Source organism: Acinetobacter sp. LipI_19 (assembly GCF_058242925.1).
This window is the reverse complement of the sequence record NZ_JBZAYK010000001.1, coordinates 744145-768614: the sequence shown is the minus strand read 5'-3', so window position 1 is coordinate 768614 and position 24470 is coordinate 744145. Positions and strand designations below refer to the sequence as shown.

Below are 24470 nucleotides of genomic sequence, written 5' to 3'. Positions count from 1 at the left end.
ATACTGTCTTAAAACGGCGTGTATACTAAACAAGCAATCTCTAAAACCATTCCACTATAAATATCTAAAACTAAGCGATACATATAGACTCATCCACTCGGTCTAATTGTTGAATAAATTGTTCAGCTTGTGCCCAATAGCCATAGCCAGCAGCTGGATTAAGATGCCCCACTTCGCCTAAATTCACCAATCGGCTGCCCCATGTTTTTGCCATTGTCGTAACTGCACTGTAACTGGCTAAATGGTCATTGGTACTTGCAACCACAATGCTTGGAAATGGCAAAATTTTGTTGGGTAAAGGATCCCATCCTAGTTTTTTTAGCATTGCAGAATTTGGATAATTTTCAGGCCATTTGGCTGATAAATCAGGTGGTGTCACCAACAAAGCTCCTTGAATCTTGTATTGATATTTAGCTGCCCAATGAACGATCATTAATACCCCTGCACTATGTGCAACTAAAATCACAGGTCCATCGATTTCTTCTAGTTGTGCTTGGATCGCTTTAACTCTTTTTATGCAGTTGATTTTGTCTGTTTCCAGCGGAGGGACAGATCGTACCTTGACCAGCCTTTCTTCCAATAAGGTTTGCCAATGTTCAGCGACATGGTCACGTAAACCTGGGACAATTAAAACAGTTGCCTTTGTTTGTATTTTTTCCATTGATCTACCTTAAATTATGAGTGAATGAATGAATGTGAATTCTATAAATTGCTTATTCACAATACGATTTAGTTGATTTTGCTGATGCACATTTGATGACAACTTCTTTTCATTTGATGACAAATTACCTATCAAAAAATCCTTCAAACATAAGCAATCAAAAATATAAGGTATTGATTTTATTTTTATATTTTAAAATTTTAATATTTGTTAATAAATTCTAAATGTTGTTTATAACGTACTTGAGATTGCTTTAAAGAAGACCTGCTTGAATAATGGTGTCGTGTTTCAGAAAGATTCCAGTGAAACCATAAAAAGTGAACTACAGGGAAATTTTAATGAATCAGATTTATAGAGTTGATGTACTATTCGAATGACTTTGCACAGCCAACTTAGCTTATAAAGCTACTGATTACTCAAGAAAGTTCAGTCCTTTTAAAACACTCATGTTTCTAAGCAAATTTGATAATTTATTTCTATCACCTGAATGTGTACTCAATTGAGATACTTTTTTTAAGATATTTTGATAAAATTGTCGAGATTGCAAAAATGCTAGAAATTTTTATAGTGCTTATTAGCAAAGTTTGTAAACAATAATGTATTGACCAGGATGGTTAATAAAAAAATAAGGAGATTGGAAATTGATTCCTCTTGCACATACAGCGGTACTCAAAAATTATCTAGATGTTAGTCGACAGTTAGACCTCAATCCATACCATTTATTATCTGATGCTGGAATTTATTCTGCTCAATTAAATGATTCAAAACAACGTATTTCGGTCGATAAAGTCATTACATTGTTAGAACATTCTGCTCAAATCAGTGGCTGCGAAGTATTTGGTCTACATATGGCAGAACAACGACAAATTGCTGATTTTGGCAAACTTAGCCTATTGTTAAGTTATCAGCAAACCTTAGGTGATGCCTTAAAAACAATTGTAAAATACAGAAATATCATCAATAACGCGCTTGAAATATATATTGAAGAAGTTGGAAAAACAGTGATTATTCGCGTGGAAGTTATTTCCGCTTCAGTAAAATATAGTCGCCAAGCAATTGAGTTAGCTTTGGGGATTATTCAGCGATTCTGTGCTACATTGTCAGCTCAAAAATGGCAACCATTAAGCATTCATTTTACGCATGATGCACCACATGACTTATCTGTCCATCAACGTATCTTTGGGAGTTCATTTGAGTTTGGTAGTGAGTTTAATGGTATTGTCTGCTCATCATCTGAACTTGATAAAATCAATCCACAAGCAAATACAGCAATGGCAGACCATGCACAGCGCTATTTAGATCTCGACATCTTACAAAAAGATAATGAGTCATCACTTATTTTTGATATCCGTAAAAGTATCTATCTGCTTTTACCGATGGGACGAGCTACAATTGATCAAGTTGCTCAAACGCATGAGGTCAATGTTAGAACGTTGCAACGTCGTCTAGAAGCCGCACAAACAAATTTTAGTGAATTAATGAATGATGTACGCAAAAATTTGGTCTTTCGCTATTTAAGAAATATCAATTACTCATTGGCACAAGTTTCAGATATTCTTGGTTACTCTATGCCAAGCTCTTTTACCCGATGGTTTATTGGTCAATTTGGCATAACACCGAATGCTTGGCGTACCCACAATAAAACCGAGATCATCGATGCGAATATGATAAAAATTAAACCAATGAGCTACTGACGTTTGGTATTGATTTCAAAACAATAACTTAAAAACGAATCAAAACAAAAGTTTTGCACCTAGCAAATTTTTTTATTGCGCCTTGCAAAACTTTTATTCAATGAATGACCAATTAAAACAACCAATGCATCAGGCTTAATACCAACAATACCAGAAAAATACTTTCTCCAATCATCAGCAGTATCGGTTTTATACCGACTGTTGCTAACTCTTTTAATTGTGTTTTCATCCCTAAAGCACTGATCGAAATAATCAAACACCAACGAGATAATTCATTTATTCCACCTTGAACGAGTGTTGGCACCCCTCCAGTACTATTAATACATGCGAGAATCAAAAATCCCACTGCAAACCATGGCAACAATGGCGGTCTTTTCCCAGTAGACGGCGAACCTTGCCTACGAGTAATCATGGCTGCACAAATGATGACGGGTAAAAGCATGGCAACGCGCATCAATTTCACCACTGTTGCAGTATCACCTGTTTCTGTAGACATGCTATAGCCTGCCCCTACCACTTGGGCCACATCATGGATAGTTGCACCTAAAAAAATTCCAGCATGTTGAGGGGTTAATTCTAACCATCGCGCAATCATCGGATAAACGATCATTGCCAAAGTTGATAGTGCGGACACCCCAATCACCGTGAATAAGGTTGCTTTTTCTTTTTGAGGATGACTTGGTAAAGCAGCAGATAAGGCCAATGCTGCGGAAGCCCCACAAATGGCCGTCGCTCCTCCTGTCAGCATACCGAAAAACTTATTAAATCCAAGCACTTTGGCTGTAATGACTGAAGCTAGAATGGTAATAACAACTAATGAAATCACCAAAACAAGGGGTTGCCAACCTAGCGCAGTCATTTGCTCAAGGGTAATTCGCATTCCGAGTAAAGCGATCCCAAAACGCAGTACTTCTCGCGCAGTAAATTCGATACCCGCTTTACACTTTCCTTCTGTTGCAAGAAAGTTCACACCCATCCCGAGCAACAAAGCGAATAACATCACTGGCGCACCATAATGCTCAGATAAAAAACAGGCCGCTGCGGCAACAACAGTACTGACAATAAATCCTGGCATGAGTTCACTTAGACGTTGTCGCCAAACAATAGGAGCTAATTTACTCATCAAACGCGGCTCCCAAATCTAAACCAATAAAGACATTTTCTCCAATCACCTCTACTGGGTATATTTGTACTTTCAGCTGTGTTGAATTGAGTAAATAACCATTTGCCACGTCAAAACGTAAACCATGTGCACAACACTGAATCACTTTGCCTTCCAATTTTCCATTGAGGAGAGAAGCACCTTGATGTGGGCAACTATCTTCAATCGCATAAAATTGTTCAGCAATATTAAATAAAATCAGGGATTGGTCACCAATCATCAAAAAGGATCAATTGCCTACAGTTGGAATTTTTTCTTGAGGAACTTGAAAACACAAGGTCATACCATTTGTCCTTGTGCTTGAAGCGTATCCAACATTGCTTGATAAAGTGCACTTGCAGGTTGTGCCCCAGCCATTGCAAAACTTCCATCAAAAACAAAATACGGCACCCCTTTACCCCCTGTATCTGCTGAGATAAAAGGAACAAATGGCTTGGCTAAAATACTTTCAACTACCTCATCCGCAAAACCACAATACATGGCTATTTTCTGCAATGTTGCTAACTCACCTATATTTTCCGAATGATGAAAATAGGCTGTGAATAGCGCATCTAAAAATCGCTCACTTTGATCTGAATGATATACTTTTGAAATGTTTGCAAAAAAATGATGCGCCATAGCTGTGTTTGGCATACGCCGAATCTGATCAAAATCAATATCGACATTGACCGCTTTCGCGGCTTGACGAACTTGAGTTTGGCGCATTCGAACCGCTGTTGAACTGCCTAATCTTTGTAAATAAAAGGCACCAAAAGGAACCCCCAACAACGGAATATGGGGTAAAAGCTGTACACCACGCCATTGGATATTGACCACAACATCTGGATCACTTTGTTTTAATTTTTGAATCGCAGTCTGTAAATGACGTTTTCCAATCACACACCATGGACAGATAAAATCAAAAAAAACTTCAATATTCATTTTACGCGTCATTATTGATTACCCATATTGCATGACTGTGCTTGTACTGTTTGACCTTGTCGTGCTGTTTGTACATTAAAGTTTTTAATATCATTGGCATAATGGCGTTTTGCATAGAAGAATACGGCAGCAGCCACAATGCTCATCAGTGGCATCAATTGAAAAGCGTGATGTAAACCGATTAGATCAGATAGCTTCCCAATCACTAAAGGTCCTAAAGCTAAGCCGAGAAAATTATTTGCTAGAGTTAAAGTTGCAAATGCTGTGCTATGTACAGAATGATGTGTCAGGTTGGCAACCATTGCGCTGGATGGTCCATTGGTACCCAAAGCGATAAACATCCCAATACAAATCATGATCAATTGAGCATTTCCGACAGACATGGCAAAAGCGATGAATAGCAACACACAACCGATCAAACAAAATGCAATCGCCAAACTGACTTTTCGGTCTGGTCGATCTCGTCCTAAACGATCACATAACATTCCACATAAAATCGTACCAACTGCACTACTGAGTACAACCATTGCTGCGACCAACCCAGCTTTATCTGTCCCCAATCCGTAATATCGATTGAGATAACTGGGAAGCCAAACGATGACCGTGCCACCCACAAACAATTGCAAGCCACTGCCAATATAAGTGGCGATCACAGACCGACTTGAATAAATCGATCTCAAAGGACTTATCGACTTATCCTGTTTCTGTTGGATCTTAATTTTTCGCTGAATGCTTCCTATCTTGTTTTCTTTAACCACAATAGGGTATAAAAATGCCAGAATCAGCCCAAAAACAGCCATTCCACCAAATGCCCAACGCCAACCAAAATGCTCAGCCATGACACCACCTAAAGCCATGCCTAAGAATGAACCAAATACACCACCTGCCATAAAAGCACTTGCTAAAGTTGCACGCATATCACGGGGAAAAACTGCTACAACAACAGCTATCCCGACACTACCATAGGCAGCTTCGCCAACACCCACCATAAATCGGGCAATAAACATATGTTGATAACTTTGAGCAATTGCACAGCCTAAGGTTGCCATACTCCATAATACGGCCATCAAAGTTAAGCTTTTTACTTTGCCAAAACGATCTGCCAAGATCGATAAAGGTAAAGTTAATAAACCCACCATCAACGCCACAATCCCACTTAATAATCCGAGTTGGCTGTCTGTTAAAGCCCATTCACTTTTGACCAATGGAAAGACTGCATTTAAGACTTGCCGTGACATATAGTCAGAAATCAACAAACCAAATGTGAGTGCAAAAACCAACCATGCATATTTACGTGGTATGCCAACCGAAGTATCTACACCGCCCGTAGGACTTGAATATTGATGCGCATCCATACGTTCTCCTTGTGTTTTATAATTTATCATTGATTTTTTTGATGACTACGCGACTTCACCGTAACGTAATCCTCTTGTTCTCACTGTTTGAATCAAAAATCCTTTAGACTCAAAACATTATTTACGCTGTGGAACACCCTTTTGACCAGCTTTACGATTGGGCGACATACCATTTTCCAACAAGGTTTCTTCAATCGTGTCGTATTGCACGCCAATACGATAAATTTCACGTGCTTCTTTACCTGATGCGACTTCACGACCTAATTCATGGGCAATACGCACAGTCTGTTGAATTTGCTGTACTGAAGAAAAACGTTGCCCTTGATGATCGATAATGGTGTCTTCATTTCCGACACGTGCATGTAAGCCCATTGCCATTGACATGGTGTTAAACGGCAAAACATTTTTAAGTAAAGACTCTGAAGTTAAAGTACAGCCATCAGGTACGCGATGAATAAAGTTAAAGAAGTTAAAAGGATTTGGCCCATCAAAACCGCCCCCAATTCCAATCCATGTTAAATTCAACGGACCTTTATACAGCCCTTTACGCACCATACGTTCCAGCGTTTCTAAACCATGCATCCCAGTTAACTGGAAATGCGGTTGAATGCCATTTTGAGTTAAACGCTTTAAATGCTCTGCTACCCATGCTGGGCCTGCTGGTACAGTCATTTCAGCATAAGCAGCCTGAATTGCTGGATGAGACAAAGAAGTGCCTTCTAAATATTCAGGATAGAGCAACTCCATAATATTCATTTGAGTGGTGTTGATTGCCACGGTTACTTGGTCTGGTTTTGGCATTAATTCAGCCAGCATATGACGCGTATCATCGCTTAACCAAATTGCAGCCTCACCTTCACTTTCTGGAGCAAAAGAAATTGATCCACCCACTTGAATAATCATATCAGGCACCGCTTCACGCACACCGGCAATGAGTTCATTGAACTTAGACAGACGTTTCGAACCTTTCCCATCTAGTTCTCGAACATGCAAATGGAGGACTGAGGCACCTGCTTCATAACACTCTACCGCTTTTTGAATTTGTTCTTGCATGGTCACGGGGATATCTTCAGGAAAATCCTCAGGCATCCATTCAGGCCCATAAGGCGCTACCGTAATCACCACTTTGTCCATGTTTTCAGGGTGTAATGAGTCATCAAAGAATTGCATAAACATCTCCATATGTATTTTAGAATTAGGGTTTGGATAAAATCTTTAACTGCTACTGCTACGCTTAGTAAGTTGCATCGCCAATAATGCCTGCCCGTTCCATTTTTCGATGGCATGGTGGATAGTCCATTACGGCATAATGTTGGGTACTGCGATTGTCCCAAATTGCGATACTATTCGGTTTCCAACTCCAACGAACTTGGTACTCTGGAATATAGGCTTGGGTAATTAAATAACGCAGTAAATCGGTTGCACCAGGATTGGCATCTTGTCCAAAACGAACGTGTTCTTTGGTATGGTAGTTACTAAAATGAGTGGTAAACGCGTTGACATAAAGAATCTTCTCACCCGTTTCTGGATGAGTACGTACCACAGGATGTTCTGCATCAGGAAACTGTTCTTTTAATGCCAAACGTTTTTCAATCGGCATCATTGCGCCAAAACTGGCTTCAATACTGTGATAGGCACGTAAATTTGCAATTTTTGTTTTGATTTCTATAGGTAAATTTTCATAGGCCATCACCATATTGGTCCACATGGTATCGCCACCCACTGTCGGACATTCAATACAACGTAGCACACACCCCATTGGCGGAACTTTGCGCCAGCTTGCATCGCTATGCCAAGCATTTTCATAACGATCAATTGGACTCTCTGGGCTTTTATAAATTTGTACCAGTCCAGGATGCTCTGGATGGCTTCCGACAGCAGGATGACTTTCTAGTTGTCCAAAACGCTCAGCAAATGCCACATGTTCTGCTCGGCTTAGGTCTTGGTCTCTTAAAAATAAAACCCGATGCTTTAACAAATTCTGATGAATTTCAGTAAATAACCCATCATCGCCAATCGCATCAGCCAGATTTACACCTAACAATTCTGCACCGATATTGCAACTTAATTGTTCAACTTGCATAAGACATCCCTTCAAATGACAAAAATTGATGATCCCGTGGTTTTACGTGCTTCTAGATCACGGTGAGCTTGAACTGCATCCTTGAGTTCATAGCGTTGATTGATTTCAATTTTGATGCGTCCATGTCGGACATGATCAAATAACTCATTGGCAAGTTCTTGTTTTTCTAAAGGATCGACAATGAAATCTGCTAGTGCTGGGCGGGTCATATATAAAGAGCCTTTCATTGCCAATAAGACCGGATTAAATTCTGGAATTGCACCTGAAGCAGTCCCTACACAAACCAATAAGCCACGGCGTTTTAACGAATCAAGCGATGTCATAAACGTGTCTTTACCGACACTATCAAAGACCACATTTACCCCCACCCCATCGGTTAATTCTCGTACTCGTTCTGCAACATTTTCATAACTATAATTAATGACATGGTCACAGCCATATGTACGGGCGATTTGTGCTTTTTCTTCTGAAGAGGTTGTACCAATCACTATCAATCCGAGTAACTTTGCCCATTGAGAAACAATCAAGCCCACACCACCAGCGGCGGCATGTAATAAAATGCTGTCCCCTTTTTTAAAGTCATAAATACGACGCATTAAATAAGCCGAGGTTAAACCACGCATGGTCATTGCTGCGGCTGTTTCACAAGAGATTTCTTCAGGTAGTTTGATTAATACATCAGCCGAGATTAAACGTGCAGTGCTATAAGCACCTAAAGTATTTAAAAAGCCGGTATAAGTGACTCGATCACCCACTTGAATATGATCTACCCCCTCACCCACAGCTTCGACTACACCAGACGCTTCTACGCCCATACTGTTTGGCAGTGGAATTTTATATGTACCATCGCGAAAATAAGTGTCAGCATAATTTAATCCAACTGCCACATGACGCAGACGCACTTGCCCTGCTGCTGGTTCACCAACATCAATGTCTTCATATTGCAAAACATCTGGTGTTCCTGTTTCATAAAACCGTATTGCTTTATTCATGCCATTTCCCTATCCATGCCGTATTTTTATCAATATTTAAAAATCATGATTAAAACTACAACACAGCAGATGCAGCTCACTTTACATAACACGACACTGACTTAGCATTTTACGACACGCTTGTTTTTAAAATTGTAAGCTAGTTGAGTAAGGCACTGTTTTTAAATTATTTTATGATTTTAAAAACAGATCACCTATGTTGTTTTTTTAAAACTTATACTTGTATATCTGTGACCACCCAATTGGTATGGGAAATTTTAGCTGTAAGCCTATTTCTTGGAAATTCTAGAATTGAATCAGTCTTTAGAGTAAATAAATCATTTAACTTATTGTTTTAATTTTTAAACAGGTTGAGACTTCTGAACAATTTAAAATTCAGTTTTAACTTTCAATAAAACTAGAATGATCCACCTCTAAAGACTTATCACAAAACTTAGCTAACTTAGAAAATATTTAATTTAAACCCATTTAATTCTTAAAGGCTTTCACAATACAACCATTGAATCAAGGATAGATCTAAAACAGCCTATTTCTTATTCTTATGATTTTTCTCGGAAACATTAATGCTTTTCCTCAGCTATTTTATGCATAAAATCCGTTAAAGGCATAGGACATCCCCATAGGTAGCCTTGAAATTCAGTACAGCCATTTTCTTGAAAGCGATTAAATTGCTCATAGGTCTCAATCCCCTCAGCTAAAACACGCAAGTTTAAATCAAGGCCAATTTTAACAATTCCATAGACCAATTTATTACAACGTTCATCATCTAAAGCCGCTTGTACAAAACTCTGATCAATTTTGATCTGGCTAATGGGCATTTTCTGCAAATAGCTTAATGATGAATAACCTGTGCCAAAATCATCTAAAGCAAGCTGAATGCCATTTTTATCCAGAAAGCCCATTTTTTCTATAACACTTTCAATATTATTTAACGCAACCCTTTCAGTTATTTCTAATATGAGTTGGGATGGAAGCACTGCATTTCTCTCCACCATAGAGGTCACGATTTGCTCAAAATTCTCTTGCATAAAATGATCAGCACTTATATTGACTGAAAGTGTAAGATCTTTTGTAGATTCATTTTTACTCCATTGTTGTAATACTTTAGTTGCCTGAATCAGTATCCAATCTCCATTTTTAGGCATTAACTCCAAAGTTTCTGCGACAGGAATAAAATCGTTTGCTGGGATATATCCAAGCGTCGGGTGATGCCAACGTAGCAAAATTTCAGCACCTATAATTTTTTCAGAAGAATTTACTTGAGGTTGATAAAAGAGCTCAAACTGTTGTTTTGAAAGTGCCAAGCGTAGATCATGTACCAGCTTACTTTCTATCTGCAATTCCAATTGCATGACAAAAATTGATATACACATCATAAGCGTGGCAACAGATATTGCAATCCAACCACCATAAGCCCGAATACTTTCAGATAAAGGTATTGCCGCATCCAAAGTAAAAGCACTTCCACCAAAAAAGATAAAAGCAGCTATCGATAAGATAATTAAAATCAACTGTAAAGCATTGGGATCTCTTCGATAATTCAAATATCCCAATATTGCTCCTGCTGGAAGAAATAAATGTGAAACTCTAGGATGGTCTAGTGTGGCCACATCAAATATTAAGCAAAAAACTACAGGAAAAATAAAGAGGACGACTTGTGAAAGCAATATACCCGCTGAAATCCGATGTATAAAAATCAAAAATAAACTGAAGATAGACATTGTTGTAAAAAAAATATCAATACAAACAATGAACCACATCTTTGCAAAGCTGAAATATATGGTCCAAAATAGGCAAAAAGCGATACAAATAGCAATATTTGCTTTAGCCGCAATCGTTATTTGCTGGTTTTTTATGGCATTGAAATATTTATTTTGGTTTTTTAAATAGGATAAAACGACCATAAATCACTCCATTACAAATGTTTATTGATCAAGTATCCACATTGTTTTTATATACAATTTCAGAATCACATCAATAAACACTAAGCTATTAAAAATACTTATAAATTATAAATATCTGACTTGTTAACATGCTTGATTAGCTTTAAAAAACGACTGTCGTTTTCAATTTAGTCCTTTAAATAATTATCCGTCTAGTAATCGATCAATTTATATTTTTTGACATTTATAGCTCAAAAGTGTTCAAAATCAATATTGTGAATAATATTAAAAATAGTCATAAAGGTAAAAAGTATTTTTTAATGAAATTGTATATGCTCCAGCATCCTGCTAAGCGAGTTGTAGTAAAAAGATAGCTTTAATTTAAAAACTATCTTAGACAAAAACAAAATATACCATGTTTTTTCACATGTTACAGCGCCAACAGATGAGTAGATAAAATAAATATCCACAAGCATTGTGTAGTTAAAACACAGCAATACTCATTCTTATCCACTCAAATAAATAACCAAATTCACGTGAAAAAACATATTTTCTAAAATATTTCATAAACTCTACAAAACCCAATATAAAAAAAATATAAGTTTTACATCTGAATAATTTTTTGGAAAAACATATCATGTCCCCAAGTAAAACTTACCTATTTAAAACAAATACATCACCATTCTCTATTACTCAAGCAATAATTTATATAGACTGAATCAGCACTTTTTAGCCTATAACTCTAAAAATCAAATTAAAATTAACGTATTAAAATATTTATAATTTAGCTAATTTTTCGAATTAATGTTTAAGAATTTCTTTAATATTCAGAAAAATTTATCATTTGTAAAGCTGATATAGAGTTTCTTTCGTAATCTGTTGTCATTTGGTCTTTATCAAAGTCTAAGGACACATTCTCATCTAACTTAGGCAAGTTTGGTGTACAGCATGAAATAGACTGTATCCAGATGCATATCAAACTTATAAATTTGCCGAGAATATTTATGCAACAGGAATTAGTGCCCAAAAGAAAGTTTTATACAAATGATTTGCTCTCAGGTTTAGTTGTTTTTTTAGTCGCTCTACCGCTCTGTTTAGGTATAGCCAGTGCCTCAGGTGCACCATTAATTTCTGGCATTATTGCAGGTGTTATTGGTGGAATCGTTATAGGTTATTTGAGTGGTTCTCATATCAGTGTCTCAGGTCCTGCTGCTGGACTTACTGCTATTGTTTTAACGCAATTGGATAAGCTTGAAGGCAATTATCAAGCTTTCTTATTTTGTTTGGTTTTAGCAGGTCTCCTCCAATTATTTTTTGGATTATTTCGCTTAGGAACATATTCAAATTTTATCCCAACCAATGTGATTATGGGGCTTCTTGTTGCCATCGGGTTAATATTGATCATCAATCAGCTTCCTCTGCTCTTTGGGATCAAAACTGAAATTCTTCAACAACGTTGGAACGAAGGGATAGGCCTACTACAACACCTTGATTATGGTGCGGCAATCATTGGTATTTCTAGTGTATTCATTATTTTATTGTGGGATAAAACACCTTTAAAAAAAATGGTGATCCCCTCTGCGCTTATTGCGGTTATTTTTGCTGGGTTATTAAATTATTTTTTTATCAATACCAATTCCAGCCTCGCAGTCAGCACTGAACATTTAGTCAATCTTCCCAATATCTTTTCAGGTGTTGAATCAATTATCAGTTTCCCTGACTTCACTCAATGGAATAATCCTATTATTTATACAGGCGCCATTACACTCGCAATCGTCGCCTCGCTTGAAACGCTATTAAATCTTGAAGCAGCGGACAAAATGGATCCGCAAAAGCGGGCCTCTCCGCCGAACAAAGAGTTGGTTGCTCAGGGTATCGGAAATACCATGTCTGGTTTAATTGGAGGTATGCCGATTACTTCAGTGATTGTTCGAAGTTCAGTCAATGCAGCAAGTGGCGCAAAGACTAAATTCTCTGCAATTTTTCACGGTATTTTATTGATTATTGCAGTTTTATTTCTAACACCATTAATCAATGTTGTTCCATTATCTTCCCTTGCCGCCATTTTAATTTTAACTGGCGTGAAATTAGCAAGTCCTTCACTTTTTAAACGGATCTATGGTCAAGGATGGAAACAATTTCTACCTTTCATTGTAACGGTTATTGCAATTATTGCGACTGATCTGCTGATCGGTATTTTGTTGGGGTTGTTGATTAGCTTTATTATTGTATTAAAAAATAATTTATTCCGTGGAGTTCGTATCATCCATGAAGCACATTTGCATGGAAATATTACCCGTATTGAACTAGCACCCAATATTAGTTTTTTAAATCGTTCGGCTTTGGTTTCTGCTCTAGAGAAAATAGTCAGTGGTGATACCGTAGTGATCGATGCATCAAATACCTACTACATCGATCCTGATGTATATCAAGTGATTAAAGACTTTAGAGATGAAACTGCTACAGAAAATGGGATTGATGTAAAACTTATTGGATTTAAAATACATTATCCTGAAATTAAAGAAGAAGAACTGGATATTGATGTCAGTACTCAGGAAATTCAACGACAACTTACGCCTTCGCAAGTATTTGAGCTACTCAAAGAAGGTAATCAAAGATTCGTTAACCATGAACGTATTTATCATAATATTGCTCGTCAAATTCAGGTCACTGCACAATCTGGACAGCATCCATTTGCAACTGTTTTAGGTTGTATGGATTCACGTGCGCCAACTGAACGGATTTTTGATGTCGGAATTGGTGACCTATTTAGTTTACGAATCGCTGGAAATATTGCGGGTGAAAAAGTATTAGGTTCTTTAGAGTTTGCCTGTAAGAGTAAGGGCTCAAAATTAATTTTAGTATTGGGACATACAGACTGTGGTGCTGTGACTGCTGCTTGTCAGATGTATGAACAAAAAAAGGATATCACTCAACTGAGCGAAACCCCACATGTACAATATTTCCTGAAACCGATTATGCAGGCAGCTGAAAACGTACATAAAGAAATGACTGATTACCAACTCACCAGTAATTTCATTCAAGCGGTGACTATTGCAAATGTACAAAATAATATTGCCTATATCTTAAGAAATAGCCCAGTACTGAAAAAGATGGTCGAAGAAGGTGAAATTGGCATTGCAGGTGGTATTTATGATGTAAAAACTGGAAAAGTAGATTTTTTATAAAGTCGATACCAGTATAATCTCATTGTGATCTGTATAAGGATATCAGCATAAAGCTGATCTTAAAGGCAAGTGTAGTGATCGACATGGATGTCATCTTCGCCCCTTTTGCAAGGATCTCTAATAAATCTTTATCAGCTTTCTATTCATAAATGAAAGAATCTAAATCTTTAGTAAAGATTAAACTGAAAGCCAATCACTATACTCTAAACAAAACATTAGAAGCCTGAATATTCAGACTCCCTTATGATGCGCTTGATATTAATTTTGAAAATATTAGGTCTATTTCTTTAAATATTTGCTTATAGCCCTTCAAGTTTAAGACGATTGACCTGTTGACGATAAAGTGACACAGGATCTGGTCCAAACCATGCTTTTAAGCCCAAAATCTGATTGATTTCGTCTAGGTGCGTTTGATTATAGTCGTCTCTAATCACTTGTCCAAAATGTGCATTGCAACGGTTAACCAAGCCATCATTGTCATTATTTTTATAAGATCTTGGTGCCATGGTGGAAATGGCAACGTCAATGACATCAAGTAGATTGGTTGCTTGAGCTTTACCTGTCCACGAGTAATGATATACCCCATTACTGGTAATCTTCTGACCGTTACCACAATCAGATGGGATTGCTGCAGTTGGGAATCTTGCATTGAATTCTGCAGAACCCTTTTCACTTAATGATTTTAATGAGCGATCTAGACTAATCGGCAAATCAGGATTACCTTGTAGGAGTAATTCCACTGGAGCAACGATATACTGTCCTAAGACGGTAAATAAAAATTTCTCAGCAGGATTATCCAACATGTCATCTCCCACTTTGGACCCTTTAAACGTTCCAGCAACAGCAGTGAGTGAAGCAACTTTTTCAGGTGCAATCGCTTCAATATAACGAATGGTCGGTCCACCATGACTATGACCAATCAGATTAACTTTTGACTTTCCCGAGAGTGCCAAAACTTCATCTACTTGTTGTAGCAACTGCTCGCCACGAACTTCGGTGGATTCTAGTGGAGAAACCTGGGTTGCATAAACCGTCGCACCATTACGTGCCAAATCAGGAAGCACCTGATAAAAATAATCCATCCCAAAAGCTGTCGGACCGAGTCGAGTAAAACCAAACATCCCATGGTTAAATACAACAGGATATTTGGTTTTTGCATAATCAGAAGCCACATAGTCGCTGCTGACGCTGTTTAAACCAGAAGCAAAAACTGGCATAGCCAATGTGGCCAAAGCCACAATACTAGCGGTGAGTAAAGTCTGTTTCATATATTTCCCTGCTATCTTGATTTCTTTTATTAAGAAATAAGCATCATTCACGTTATAAATCCTCTATAACCTTGCATTTTTTGTTTTTTGCATAGTATTCCTGTTTAAATAAAGTTGCCATCTACAATCCTTATTTACTGAATGCTATTAACCCTCCTTAATCATGGATATATTTAAAATTCTGCAGACCCATTTATTTTAGTTGATTGCATAAATGAGGTGACTGGATTTGTTTGGCTAAATCACGCAGTGTCCTAATATCTTTTAGTTTTGACTGTCACTGAGTTTCTTCTTTTCTGCCTTTCTAAAAGTACATTAAATTATTTTCCAGTTTTCAGCTTGCTCAATAGTTGAAAGATTTTTATGATCTATCACGTTTATTTACTTGACTGTTTAAATATTGTAAGTCGCCTATTGTTCTAATTAGATCACTAAGCTCGTCAGCTAGAAGGAAAAGTTTTGTAGATGGCTTAAATTTAAAGAAGCCCATTGATAATATTTAAAATATTCCTGAATTATATTACGGGGCATTGATGACTTCGTTGCTTAGGATATGAATAGAACGAAAAGTAACTCATCAGTTCATTTTACTGAAAAAACTGAGATATCACTTTAGAGATGTTGTGTAAAGCCAAGAAAATCGTCCAGTTGGCTAAATACCACCTAAACAGATAGATGTGAATAGTCATCATTGTTTATTAGTATGGCATTTAATTACTTAACTATAAAAACCTTACATTTTTCAAAAATTACCACTGCATTCCCTTGCAACCTGCTTAAATACTTTTACAAAAAACAATTCCATTACTTGAATATTGATTTAACTTGTCCGTTTTAAATTCATTATTTTTAAAAATTTTTCTATAAATCAAAATTTTACTGAAAATACACCTCAAACGATACAAGGTAAAACTCAGATTTCTCTTATGATTTAAAGTACATTGGTTAAATGATAACTGCTAATTTTGTTGGCCAATTTCGATTGTAACTATCCCAAAAAGTCATTTAGTACAGAACGATAAGTTCACATTCAGCTTTTATTTTTTAAATTTCAGATGAAATGAAAACTCAACATTAGAAATGCACTTGAATACCACTTATTGTTATATTATAACATAACATTTAAATAATCTCATTAACTGCGTTCCTTTAAGTCACAGGGCATTTTTTACATGTTTAGGTCGTTTTTTCCCAATCCAAAGTGGTTTTTTTTATCTTTAATTACTTGGTTGATTATTAATTTATTTTTGTGGAACTCTGGTGGAAGCCATTGGGGTGAGTTTTTAGGTTTACCCAAAGGTTATGCAAATTTAGAACTTCCCATAGGCGTTAGTCGCTTCTGGTCACTCTCTTTTATATGGTTTTATTTATGGTTCTTCATCTCAACATCTATTTTTGCAGGTTTTTGGCATTTAAAATCAGATAACCGTTGGCAAATATGGTCCGTATGGGGGTCATCATTTATTCTATTTAATATCTGGTTTGGCGTTCAAGTAAGCGTCGTAATCAATGCTTGGTATCAACCATTCTATAACCTTATTCAAAACATGTTAGAAAATGGTGGAGGTGATATTAAAGAACTCTATATGGGAACAATTACTTTCTTATTGATTGCTCTAGTTGCAGTTACTTTAGCTGTAATCAATTCTTTTTTTACCAGCCATTATGTATTTCGTTGGCGCACAGCTATGAATGAATATTATACCAAGCACTGGCAAGAACTACGTCATGTAGAAGGTGCTTCCCAACGTGTTCAAGAAGATACCATGCGTTTTGCAACAATTTTAGAAGACCTTGGTGTAAATTTTATTAAGGCGATCATGGTATTAATTGCTTTCCTGCCTATTTTATTTGAACTTTCTAAACAAGTAACAGAATTACCACTGGTTGGAAATATTGATCATTCTTTAGTCTGGGCAGCAATCATATGGGCAATATTCGGTACAGTTTTACTTATGCTGGTCGGGATTAAATTACCCGGTCTACAATTTAATAATCAAAGGGTTGAAGCTGCTTATCGCAAAGAATTGGTTTATGGAGAGGATCATGAGCAACGGGCACAACCTAAAACATTAAAAGCACTATTTGGAAGTGTTCGGCAAAACTATTTCCGATTGTACTTTCATTACACCTATTTTAACCTTGCAAGCATCTGGTATATTCAATTAGATATTTTGTTTAGCTTATTCGTTTTATTTCCATCCATTGCAGCTGGAAAAATGACATTAGGACTCATTACCCAAATTACCAACGTTTTTGATCAAGTACGTCAATCTTTTCAATATTTGATTAACTCTTGGAAAACAATTATAGAGTTACTTTCCATTCACAAACGCTTAAAAGCTTTCGAATCAATTTTAGATAAATAACATTAAGACTAAATTATCTTATCCTGTAACAGCTTTGAAATGTGTTGATCGTCTTTATACTGATTTTTGTGTGATTGATGTGGCTGAGAAAGGTGTGAAAGTCATTGAAAACGTAGACAGTTTAAGCTTTGACGAATTGCAGTCGATAACTGGATGCGAAGTTGATTGATGTAACTATATAAAACCTCCCTTCGTCCCTCATGAAAGGGGGAGTAACTTAAATTGCAAAACATTGAATGGAAGCTATTAGGCAACATAAGTTTTATAAGCATAATTTTGGAAAACCGTACTCACTTCCTTATAAAATCGATTTAACTCATAGCTTGGTCTACCACAAACAACCAAGCAAACACTCAAGTTAATTAAACAATTTCTCATGGACTCATCATTTTCATGCAGCATGAGGAAATTAAAAAAAGAATTGATACTTCAGCACTAAAAAAATACCAGTCATAAAGACTGGTATTCATCATCTGTTAAGGCTTTTCACCATTTGCTAAACGCTGTTCAATCGCATCCAATACCGCAGGTAAGTCAGCAATACTATCAATCACATAATGTGTACCTGAAGCATTCATTTTTGCGTATGCTTTTTCTTTTAAACTTAGTTGTTCAGACGCTGAAAGTGCAGACCATTCTTCGAAGCTTAGCCCCACTTCATTCCCACTAACGGCCAAACCCACAGTCCAACAACCAGCGTTTAAACCTTCTTCGATGCCGACCACTGTGTCATCCACTTTCACCACATTTTTAACATCTAACACATCAAGTTCGATTAAGTTTTTCCACAACATTTCAGGATATGGACGACCATGTTTCACATCACTGGCTGTGATAGTACAGTCAGGCACATAGCCTTGATCAGCTGCATCTTGCATCAATTGACCAATCATCATCGAAGCATAACCAGTATTACTGCCAATTTTTGCACCACGGGCACGAATATCAGCAAATGCCTCTAATGCCCCCGGAATCAATTTTGAGCAGCTTGGGATGCTTTTCAATTGGTATGGAATAAAGTCCTGATATAAACGGTCAATATCCGCCACAGTCACTTCAGCACCATGTGCCTGTTTCCACGCATCTGCAACACGTGGCATTTTCAAAACTGCCGCAATGTGATCGCGTTTTTCCAAACCCATTGGCGCACGTGCTTCTTCAATTGAAATTTCAACTTTATTATCTGAAAATAAGGCCATAAATGCTAAAATTGGTGCACGTGAACCAAAATCTACTGTTGTACCTGCCCAATCAAAAACCACGGCTTGTAATGCTGAAGTTGAAGTGTTCATAAGTTTGTCCTATTCATTTCTCAAAGTTAAAAATAGCTATCTTGCGTAAGTTGAGTTTTGCGTAATATTTAATTTCAAATGGAAGCGCCCGCTCCTTTCAAAGGAGATAGCTAGGGAGAGGATTTATAATCTCCCCCCATCCAAACCTCCTTCCTGAGCCATAAATGGTGCAAAAAATGAAGTTGTGAATTCCAATCAAATTCGATAGTGCTCAATCGCTGTTAAAAGTCGTTCAATATCATCTAAATAAATCTCTCCGATATTGCCGATACGGAAGCAATTTAAATCGGTGACTTTGCCGGGATAGATCACAAACCCTGCTTGTTTCAGATTTTCATACAAGGCTTGAAAGCTAAAATCGACTTCATTTGGATATAAAAATGTAGTGATAATTGGAGATTGTGGTGCGTCTTGATCTAAGACCATTTCAAAACCAAGCGCTTGCATACCTGCAGCTAAACGTTGTTGATTATGGAAATAACGCTGATAACGAGCGGTTACTCCACCTTCTTGTTCTAATTCTAAAAGTGCTTGATAAAAAGCACGCACCACATGAGTGGGTGAAGTAAAACGCCATTTACCATTATGCTGTTCCATGGTGTTCCATTGGTCATATAGGTCTAAACTGACTGAACAAGCCAAACCTTTGCACGCTTGTAATTGCTCACGTTTTGCCAAAATAAAACCAAAACCTGGTACACCTTGGATGCATTTATTGGCACTTGAAATCAAGAAATCAATTTCAAGCTCTGCAATGTCCATTGGTACACCACCAAAAGAACTCATCGCATCGACAATCCACACTTTATTTTTGGCTTTGACAATGCGTCCAATCGCTTGAATTGGATTTAATAAACCTGTGGTGGTTTCGCAATGCACACATGACACATGAGTGATATTGTCATCTTCAAGTGCTTTTTCGATATCAGCCAGTTGAGGGATTTGCATTTCAGGGTAGCGTAATTCCACCACGTCAATTTTTAAACATCGAGCCATTTGCACCATGCGTGCACCATATGCCCCGTTATTGATAATTAAAATTTTACCATCCTTTGGAATCGCCGAACCTAACACTGCTTCTACAGAGAAACTCCCACTGCCTTGCATCAACACAGCACTATATTGTTCAGGTTTTGCAGTTGCCAACGCCACCAAACGACTGCGGATCTCCTGAACCAATGCGTTATATTCTTTGTCCCAAGTACACCAATCACGTTGCATCACACGACGCACACTTTTCGAGGTAGACAATGGTCCCGGTGTCAACAGTAAGTATTTATTTTCAACATCGTTTTCAATTGTGTTTGCAAGTTCAATTTGTGCGTTCATTTCGCCTAACCTTGTTCAATTTCATACAGTATAAACAAATCTGGTTTAAACCAGATTACAAAATATAATTTTCTAACATTTCTTTCATAAATCCTGCGCCTGTGGTCATGCCTTTGCCTGCAATGGCACTGACAAGGAAAATATTGGTTTCAGCTTCTATCACACATGCCAATTCCGTAGGATGAGTCAGATAGTAACCATTCCAACGAGATTCAATTTCAGGTAGTTCTAAGCCAATATTTTCTTTGCAATATTGCAAAATGAATTGGTTAATTTCTTCACGTTGATTAAATTGTGGTATCTCTTCAATCGGATAATATTCATGGCTATCGCCCAAAATAATTTGTCCGAATTCATTTTGTTTAATCAGGATGTGAATACCGTATTTTTCAACTAAACCGATTTGTGATTCATTGCGTAAATCTTGATGACTAGGGCAAATCTCAAAAGCGGGATAACGAGAGATCGACAATCCTGAATAAATCGAAGCTTTAAGATTGACTTTTAGCGGTTTGGTTAATGCCATTTGTAAAGTACAACGTAATAAACCTTTTTGTTGTAAGAGCTCGGGATACAACGATTGTGTCTCTTCACCATGACAAATCATGACTTTATTTGCGGTAAATGTTTGACCTGATGCCAAGCGAATATGCGCCATGCCTTGATCAAAGTTCGTCAGTACCACAGAAGCATTGCAATGAATGTGTACACCAAGTTTTTCGGCATATTGCAACAAACGCAATCCCACCAAATGTGGCTCAACTGAATAATCTTCATGAAACACCATACCGCCACGTAGCGCAGTTTCTGGGTTTAAATAAGCATATTGATCAAACAGTTGCTGCTTAGACAATAGACTTACAGGAATCTGATAATCAGCTGCAGCTTGAGCAAACTCGTTTAATACTTGCCATTCAAGTTCAGTATTGGCGAGATACAAGCCGTTTCGCTGTTGAAACGAAATATCGGTTTGTGCCTGAATCCGTTGATAAAATTCACGGGTCGCCAAAGCATATTCACGCCATTTCGCATCAGGACGGCTTAGAGTCGAAGTCCCAACCATGCCAAAGTTACGGCGAGTCGCACCTATAGGTTGTGCATATTTTTCAAAGACTTGCACCTTTAAACCTTGCTCTGCCGCTTGGATTGCAGCCGATAATCCTAAAATGCCTGCACCGACAATAATTAAGTCAAATTGTGCTGTATTCATTGTCTTTTCCACCTTATCTACCTTTTTTAGGACGCAAAATCCCCAGCGCCTAAAAGAAAGCGTTCAATTCAAATGATTTAGTTAATTAAAAAGATTGACTGAAAGATCAATTTGTTATGAATGTGTTTGCTCACGCCAACGTTGTGTCGATACCATCATTTTCCGAGTGAATAACCAATGCAGCAACTTGACTGCACATGAGGTGAGTAAAATCAAAATACTCATCGCCACAGCTGCCACGGTATCACCTGCATCATCCATATTCAGCACCGCCACCGATGCCAAATTGGTATCAGGTGAATAAAGGAAAATCGCAGCTGAAACAGTTGTCATAGCATTGACAAATAAATACACCAACACATCACACAGCGCAGGAAAGGTTAAAGGCAAATATACTTTGCGGAACATTGTCCAATGTGAAGATCCTAAACTTTGTGCAGCATGATCAAGTTGATTCGGGATCTGTTGAATCGCATGCGTTAAGGTCAAATGTGGCACGGTGTAATAATGAATAATGGTTGAAATCACCAACAGCGTCATCGTACCGTAAACGAAAGATACAGGATTTTGCGGTGCGTTAAAGAACAAGATATAAGCAATACCCAACACCAAGCCCGGCACAGCCAAAGGCAATAACACCAAGGCTTTTACATAGTTTTTTAGCAAAGGATGTGCTTTAAAACGGGTACTAAATAAGGCAATGATGAAAATTATCATCGTACCGAAAACTGTACTAAACAATGCCAATTTTATTGAGTTAAAATAACTTGACCAACCACCACCATCAACATAGTCAAAACGATAATGATTTAAGGTCATTGACAAATCATAGGGCCAATAGCGAATGAATGATGCGAGAATCGCAGTCACAATAATCAGTAGAATACCGCCTGAAATCACCCCACAAAATACAGTTAATGCTTTTTCAATTCGAGGATTGGCACGCAAACGATAAGGCTGAATTTGGAAATTTTGATAGCGTTCCTGATGGCGACTTTGGTATCGATCAAAAATGAATGCCAACACCGCAGGACAGAGTAACAGAATCGAAATGACGGCACCCATGTTCATATTTTGTTGACCAATGATCTGCTTATATACATCCAAAGCCATCATATTGAATGACCCTCCAATCACTTTGGGAATCCCGAAATCGGTAATGACATAAGTAAATGCCACTAGACAGGCACTGACTAAACCATAGCGAATCGCAGGAAAAGTCACAGCCCAATGGGTTTGTAGTGTATTTTTTCCTAAAGCATGAGAAGCCTCAATCAAATGTTGATCAATATGGCGAAATGCACCCATCATCAACATGACCATGGCAGGAAATAGCCAAAAGCAATAACTGATCAAAATGCCTAGTGGACCATAAATTTCCACCTCTCCCAGCATGCCCTTAAAAACACCTTGCTGACCAAATAAATATACCAAAGCCAATGAAGGCAGAAGTGAAGGCGCAAGAATCGGTAAAAATGCCACGGTTTTAAAGAAAGCTTTGCCTCGAATATTGCAATTGATCAATGCAAAAGCATAAACACTTGCCAAGCTCACCGTAATCAACATGGCTGTAATGGCGATCCACATCGAATTAAAAATCGATGAGATTAAGGCCGGATTGGAAAAATAAGCTGTAAAGTTATCCAACCCAACAAATTGATGCTGTTCATTTAAAAATGCGCTTTGCATCAATACGATTAAGGGTGCAATCAAACTCAAGGTGAATAGAATTGCTGCGACAAACAACACTGCACTTGAACGCAATGAATAACGAAAATGATGTGCTGTTTGACTACTTAATAAAGCATCTGCGGCAGACTGATTTAACATCTCGCATGCCCTCGTGAATCAAACACATGTAAGTCACGAATCGGCACTTGCAGATACATTCCATCTTGCACCACCGCCATATGTTGATGATCCACATCAACTTGCAACATATTGTCATCTGCCTGATCTTGGTTTTGCATCACGCAAAATAGACGACGTTTAGCACCTAAAAACTCAGTATTGACAATATGTACAGCTAAATTTAAATATTCAGTAGAAGATTCATTTCCAGCAACTAATTTGACATTTTCAGGTCGAAAAGCGATTTCATAATGTTCATCTTGGGCAAAGCTTAAATGTGGAAATTCAATAAAAGATTGCTCATTCATTTTTAAATGATGCGTATTGACCGCTACTGTCTGTATAAAATTCATCGAACCAATAAACTGTGCTACAAAACGAGTTTGCGGTTTGTAATAAATATTATGTGGCGTATCGAGTTGTTCAATCACACCTTTATTCATCACCGCCACACGGTCAGAAATACTTAACGCCTCTTCCTGATCATGCGTAACCATGATCGCAGGCAAATTTAATTGACATTGAATGGTACGAATTTTTTGGCGGAGGTTTAAACGTACCAAAGCATCCAAAGCGGACAAAGGTTCATCCAACAATAAAACATCAGGATTGGGCGCAATTGCACGGGCTAAAGCCACACGCTGTTGCTGACCACCTGACAATTGATTGGGATATTTTTCTGAGATATTGGGCAATTCAATTAAGTTTAATAATTCATTGATACGAAATTGAATCTCTTGCGCTGACCAGTGTTTTTTATGCAAACCAAATGCAATATTTTCCGCCACAGTTAAGTTTGGAAAGAGTGCATAGTTTTGGAAAACAATGCCACATTTACGTTTTGCAGTATTAAAATGGGTAATATCAATTTGTTGTTTAATCACTTTGCCATAATCAGGCTGTTCAAGCCCAGCAATGATGCGTAGCAATGTTGTTTTACCACAACCTGATGGACCTAAAAAACTAACAAATTCACCTGCTTTCAAGTCAAGGTTAATGTGTTCCAAGACACGGCTTGAACCAAAAGATTTTTGAATATCCATCACTTCAAGCACTGTTTTTGATTCTGCCATTTTAAACGTTCTTAAAGTTGAGAGCAGATGCCCTGCCGAGTTTGGCATGTCTTGCTCTGTCCTACTATTTTGTAAATGCGATGGAATTTGCATACTGCACCTAGTTTTTAATCGTTAATTTTGAATAACTGATTCTGAA

18 protein-coding genes are annotated in these 24470 nt (G+C 37.5%); 3 read left to right on the top strand and 15 right to left on the bottom strand.

Annotated elements, in window-relative coordinates; translation table 11 throughout:
• Window positions 1-70 precede the first annotated feature (70 nt).
• A complete protein-coding gene (locus AC4CVF_RS03625) occupies window positions 71-661 on the bottom strand; it encodes an RBBP9/YdeN family alpha/beta hydrolase (protein WP_490774294.1) in 591 nt (196 codons plus the stop codon).
• A 641-nt stretch (window positions 662-1302) separates the two neighbouring features.
• Between AC4CVF_RS03625 and AC4CVF_RS03620 the strand changes: the two genes are divergently transcribed.
• Window positions 1303-2355 (top strand): AraC family transcriptional regulator, encoded by a 1053-nt coding sequence (locus tag AC4CVF_RS03620; protein ID WP_336951584.1) that lies wholly within the window; start codon window positions 1303-1305, stop codon window positions 2353-2355.
• 112 nt (window positions 2356-2467) lie between these two features.
• Here AC4CVF_RS03620 and AC4CVF_RS03615 read toward each other — a convergent pair whose 3' ends face one another.
• From AC4CVF_RS03615 to AC4CVF_RS03580, 8 genes are all read right to left on the bottom strand, one after another.
• Window positions 2468-3478 carry a YeiH family protein gene (locus AC4CVF_RS03615; RefSeq protein WP_490788902.1) on the bottom strand — a complete coding sequence of 337 codons (1011 nt, stop codon included), beginning with the start codon at window positions 3476-3478 and terminating at the stop codon, window positions 2468-2470.
• The gene (locus AC4CVF_RS03610) at window positions 3471-3737 is read right to left on the bottom strand and encodes a Rieske (2Fe-2S) protein (RefSeq protein WP_490788901.1); all 267 of its coding nucleotides are present in this window, start codon (window positions 3735-3737) and stop codon (window positions 3471-3473) included. Before AC4CVF_RS03610 ends, AC4CVF_RS03615 begins: the two co-directional genes overlap by 8 nt.
• 59 nt (window positions 3738-3796) lie before the next feature.
• Window positions 3797-4450, bottom strand: a complete 654-nt coding sequence (locus tag AC4CVF_RS03605; RefSeq protein WP_490788900.1) for a DsbA family oxidoreductase — start codon at window positions 4448-4450, stop codon at window positions 3797-3799.
• On the bottom strand, window positions 4450-5793 hold the full coding sequence (locus AC4CVF_RS03600; RefSeq protein WP_490788899.1) for an MFS transporter: 1344 nt from the start codon (window positions 5791-5793) through the stop codon (window positions 4450-4452). The genes AC4CVF_RS03605 and AC4CVF_RS03600 overlap by 1 nt, the downstream gene beginning before the upstream one ends.
• A 117-nt stretch (window positions 5794-5910) precedes the next feature.
• Window positions 5911-6963: a beta-keto acid cleavage family enzyme gene (locus AC4CVF_RS03595; RefSeq protein WP_490788898.1), complete on the bottom strand. Its 1053-nt coding sequence runs from the start codon at window positions 6961-6963 to the stop codon at window positions 5911-5913.
• 64 nt (window positions 6964-7027) lie between these two features.
• Window positions 7028-7876 carry a TauD/TfdA dioxygenase family protein gene (locus AC4CVF_RS03590; protein ID WP_336951596.1) on the bottom strand — a complete coding sequence of 283 codons (849 nt, stop codon included), beginning with the start codon at window positions 7874-7876 and terminating at the stop codon, window positions 7028-7030.
• Window positions 7877-7887: 11 nt separating this feature from the next.
• On the bottom strand, window positions 7888-8868 hold the full coding sequence (locus AC4CVF_RS03585) for a quinone oxidoreductase family protein (RefSeq protein WP_490788897.1): 981 nt from the start codon (window positions 8866-8868) through the stop codon (window positions 7888-7890).
• A gap of 560 nt (window positions 8869-9428) precedes the next feature.
• Complete coding sequence (locus AC4CVF_RS03580; protein ID WP_490788896.1) at window positions 9429-10772, bottom strand: putative bifunctional diguanylate cyclase/phosphodiesterase; 1344 nt, start codon at window positions 10770-10772, stop codon at window positions 9429-9431.
• Window positions 10773-11755: 983 nt separating this feature from the next.
• Between AC4CVF_RS03580 and AC4CVF_RS03575 the strand changes: the two genes are divergently transcribed.
• Entirely contained in the window at window positions 11756-13939 is a 2184-nt protein-coding gene (locus tag AC4CVF_RS03575; protein WP_336951602.1) for a solute carrier family 23 protein, read from the top strand.
• 299 nt (window positions 13940-14238) lie between these two features.
• Here the strand turns inward: AC4CVF_RS03575 and AC4CVF_RS03570 are convergent, their stop codons facing one another.
• A complete protein-coding gene (locus AC4CVF_RS03570) occupies window positions 14239-15207 on the bottom strand; it encodes an esterase/lipase family protein (protein ID WP_490774300.1) in 969 nt (322 codons plus the stop codon).
• 1172 nt (window positions 15208-16379) lie between these two features.
• On the opposite strand from AC4CVF_RS03570, the gene sbmA reads away from it, so the two are divergent.
• Window positions 16380-17576 carry a peptide antibiotic transporter SbmA gene (gene sbmA, locus AC4CVF_RS03565; protein WP_490788895.1) on the top strand — a complete coding sequence of 399 codons (1197 nt, stop codon included), beginning with the start codon at window positions 16380-16382 and terminating at the stop codon, window positions 17574-17576.
• A 476-nt stretch (window positions 17577-18052) separates the two neighbouring features.
• Here the strand turns inward: sbmA and phnX are convergent, their stop codons facing one another.
• The 5 genes from phnX to AC4CVF_RS03540 form a co-directional block, all read right to left on the bottom strand.
• Complete coding sequence (gene phnX / locus AC4CVF_RS03560) at window positions 18053-18868, bottom strand: phosphonoacetaldehyde hydrolase (protein ID WP_336951607.1); 816 nt, start codon at window positions 18866-18868, stop codon at window positions 18053-18055.
• A gap of 195 nt (window positions 18869-19063) precedes the next feature.
• Entirely contained in the window at window positions 19064-20197 is a 1134-nt protein-coding gene (gene phnW / locus AC4CVF_RS03555) for a 2-aminoethylphosphonate--pyruvate transaminase (protein WP_419328583.1), read from the bottom strand.
• Between the two features lie 55 nt (window positions 20198-20252).
• Window positions 20253-21407, bottom strand: coding sequence for a TIGR03364 family FAD-dependent oxidoreductase (locus tag AC4CVF_RS03550; RefSeq protein WP_336951611.1), 1155 nt, complete (start codon window positions 21405-21407; stop codon window positions 20253-20255).
• A gap of 114 nt (window positions 21408-21521) precedes the next feature.
• Entirely contained in the window at window positions 21522-23237 is a 1716-nt protein-coding gene (locus tag AC4CVF_RS03545; protein WP_490788894.1) for a putative 2-aminoethylphosphonate ABC transporter permease subunit, read from the bottom strand.
• On the bottom strand, window positions 23231-24424 hold the full coding sequence (locus AC4CVF_RS03540; RefSeq protein ID WP_490788893.1) for an ABC transporter ATP-binding protein: 1194 nt from the start codon (window positions 24422-24424) through the stop codon (window positions 23231-23233). The genes AC4CVF_RS03545 and AC4CVF_RS03540 overlap by 7 nt, the downstream gene beginning before the upstream one ends.
• Between the last annotated feature and the right edge of the window lie 46 nt (window positions 24425-24470).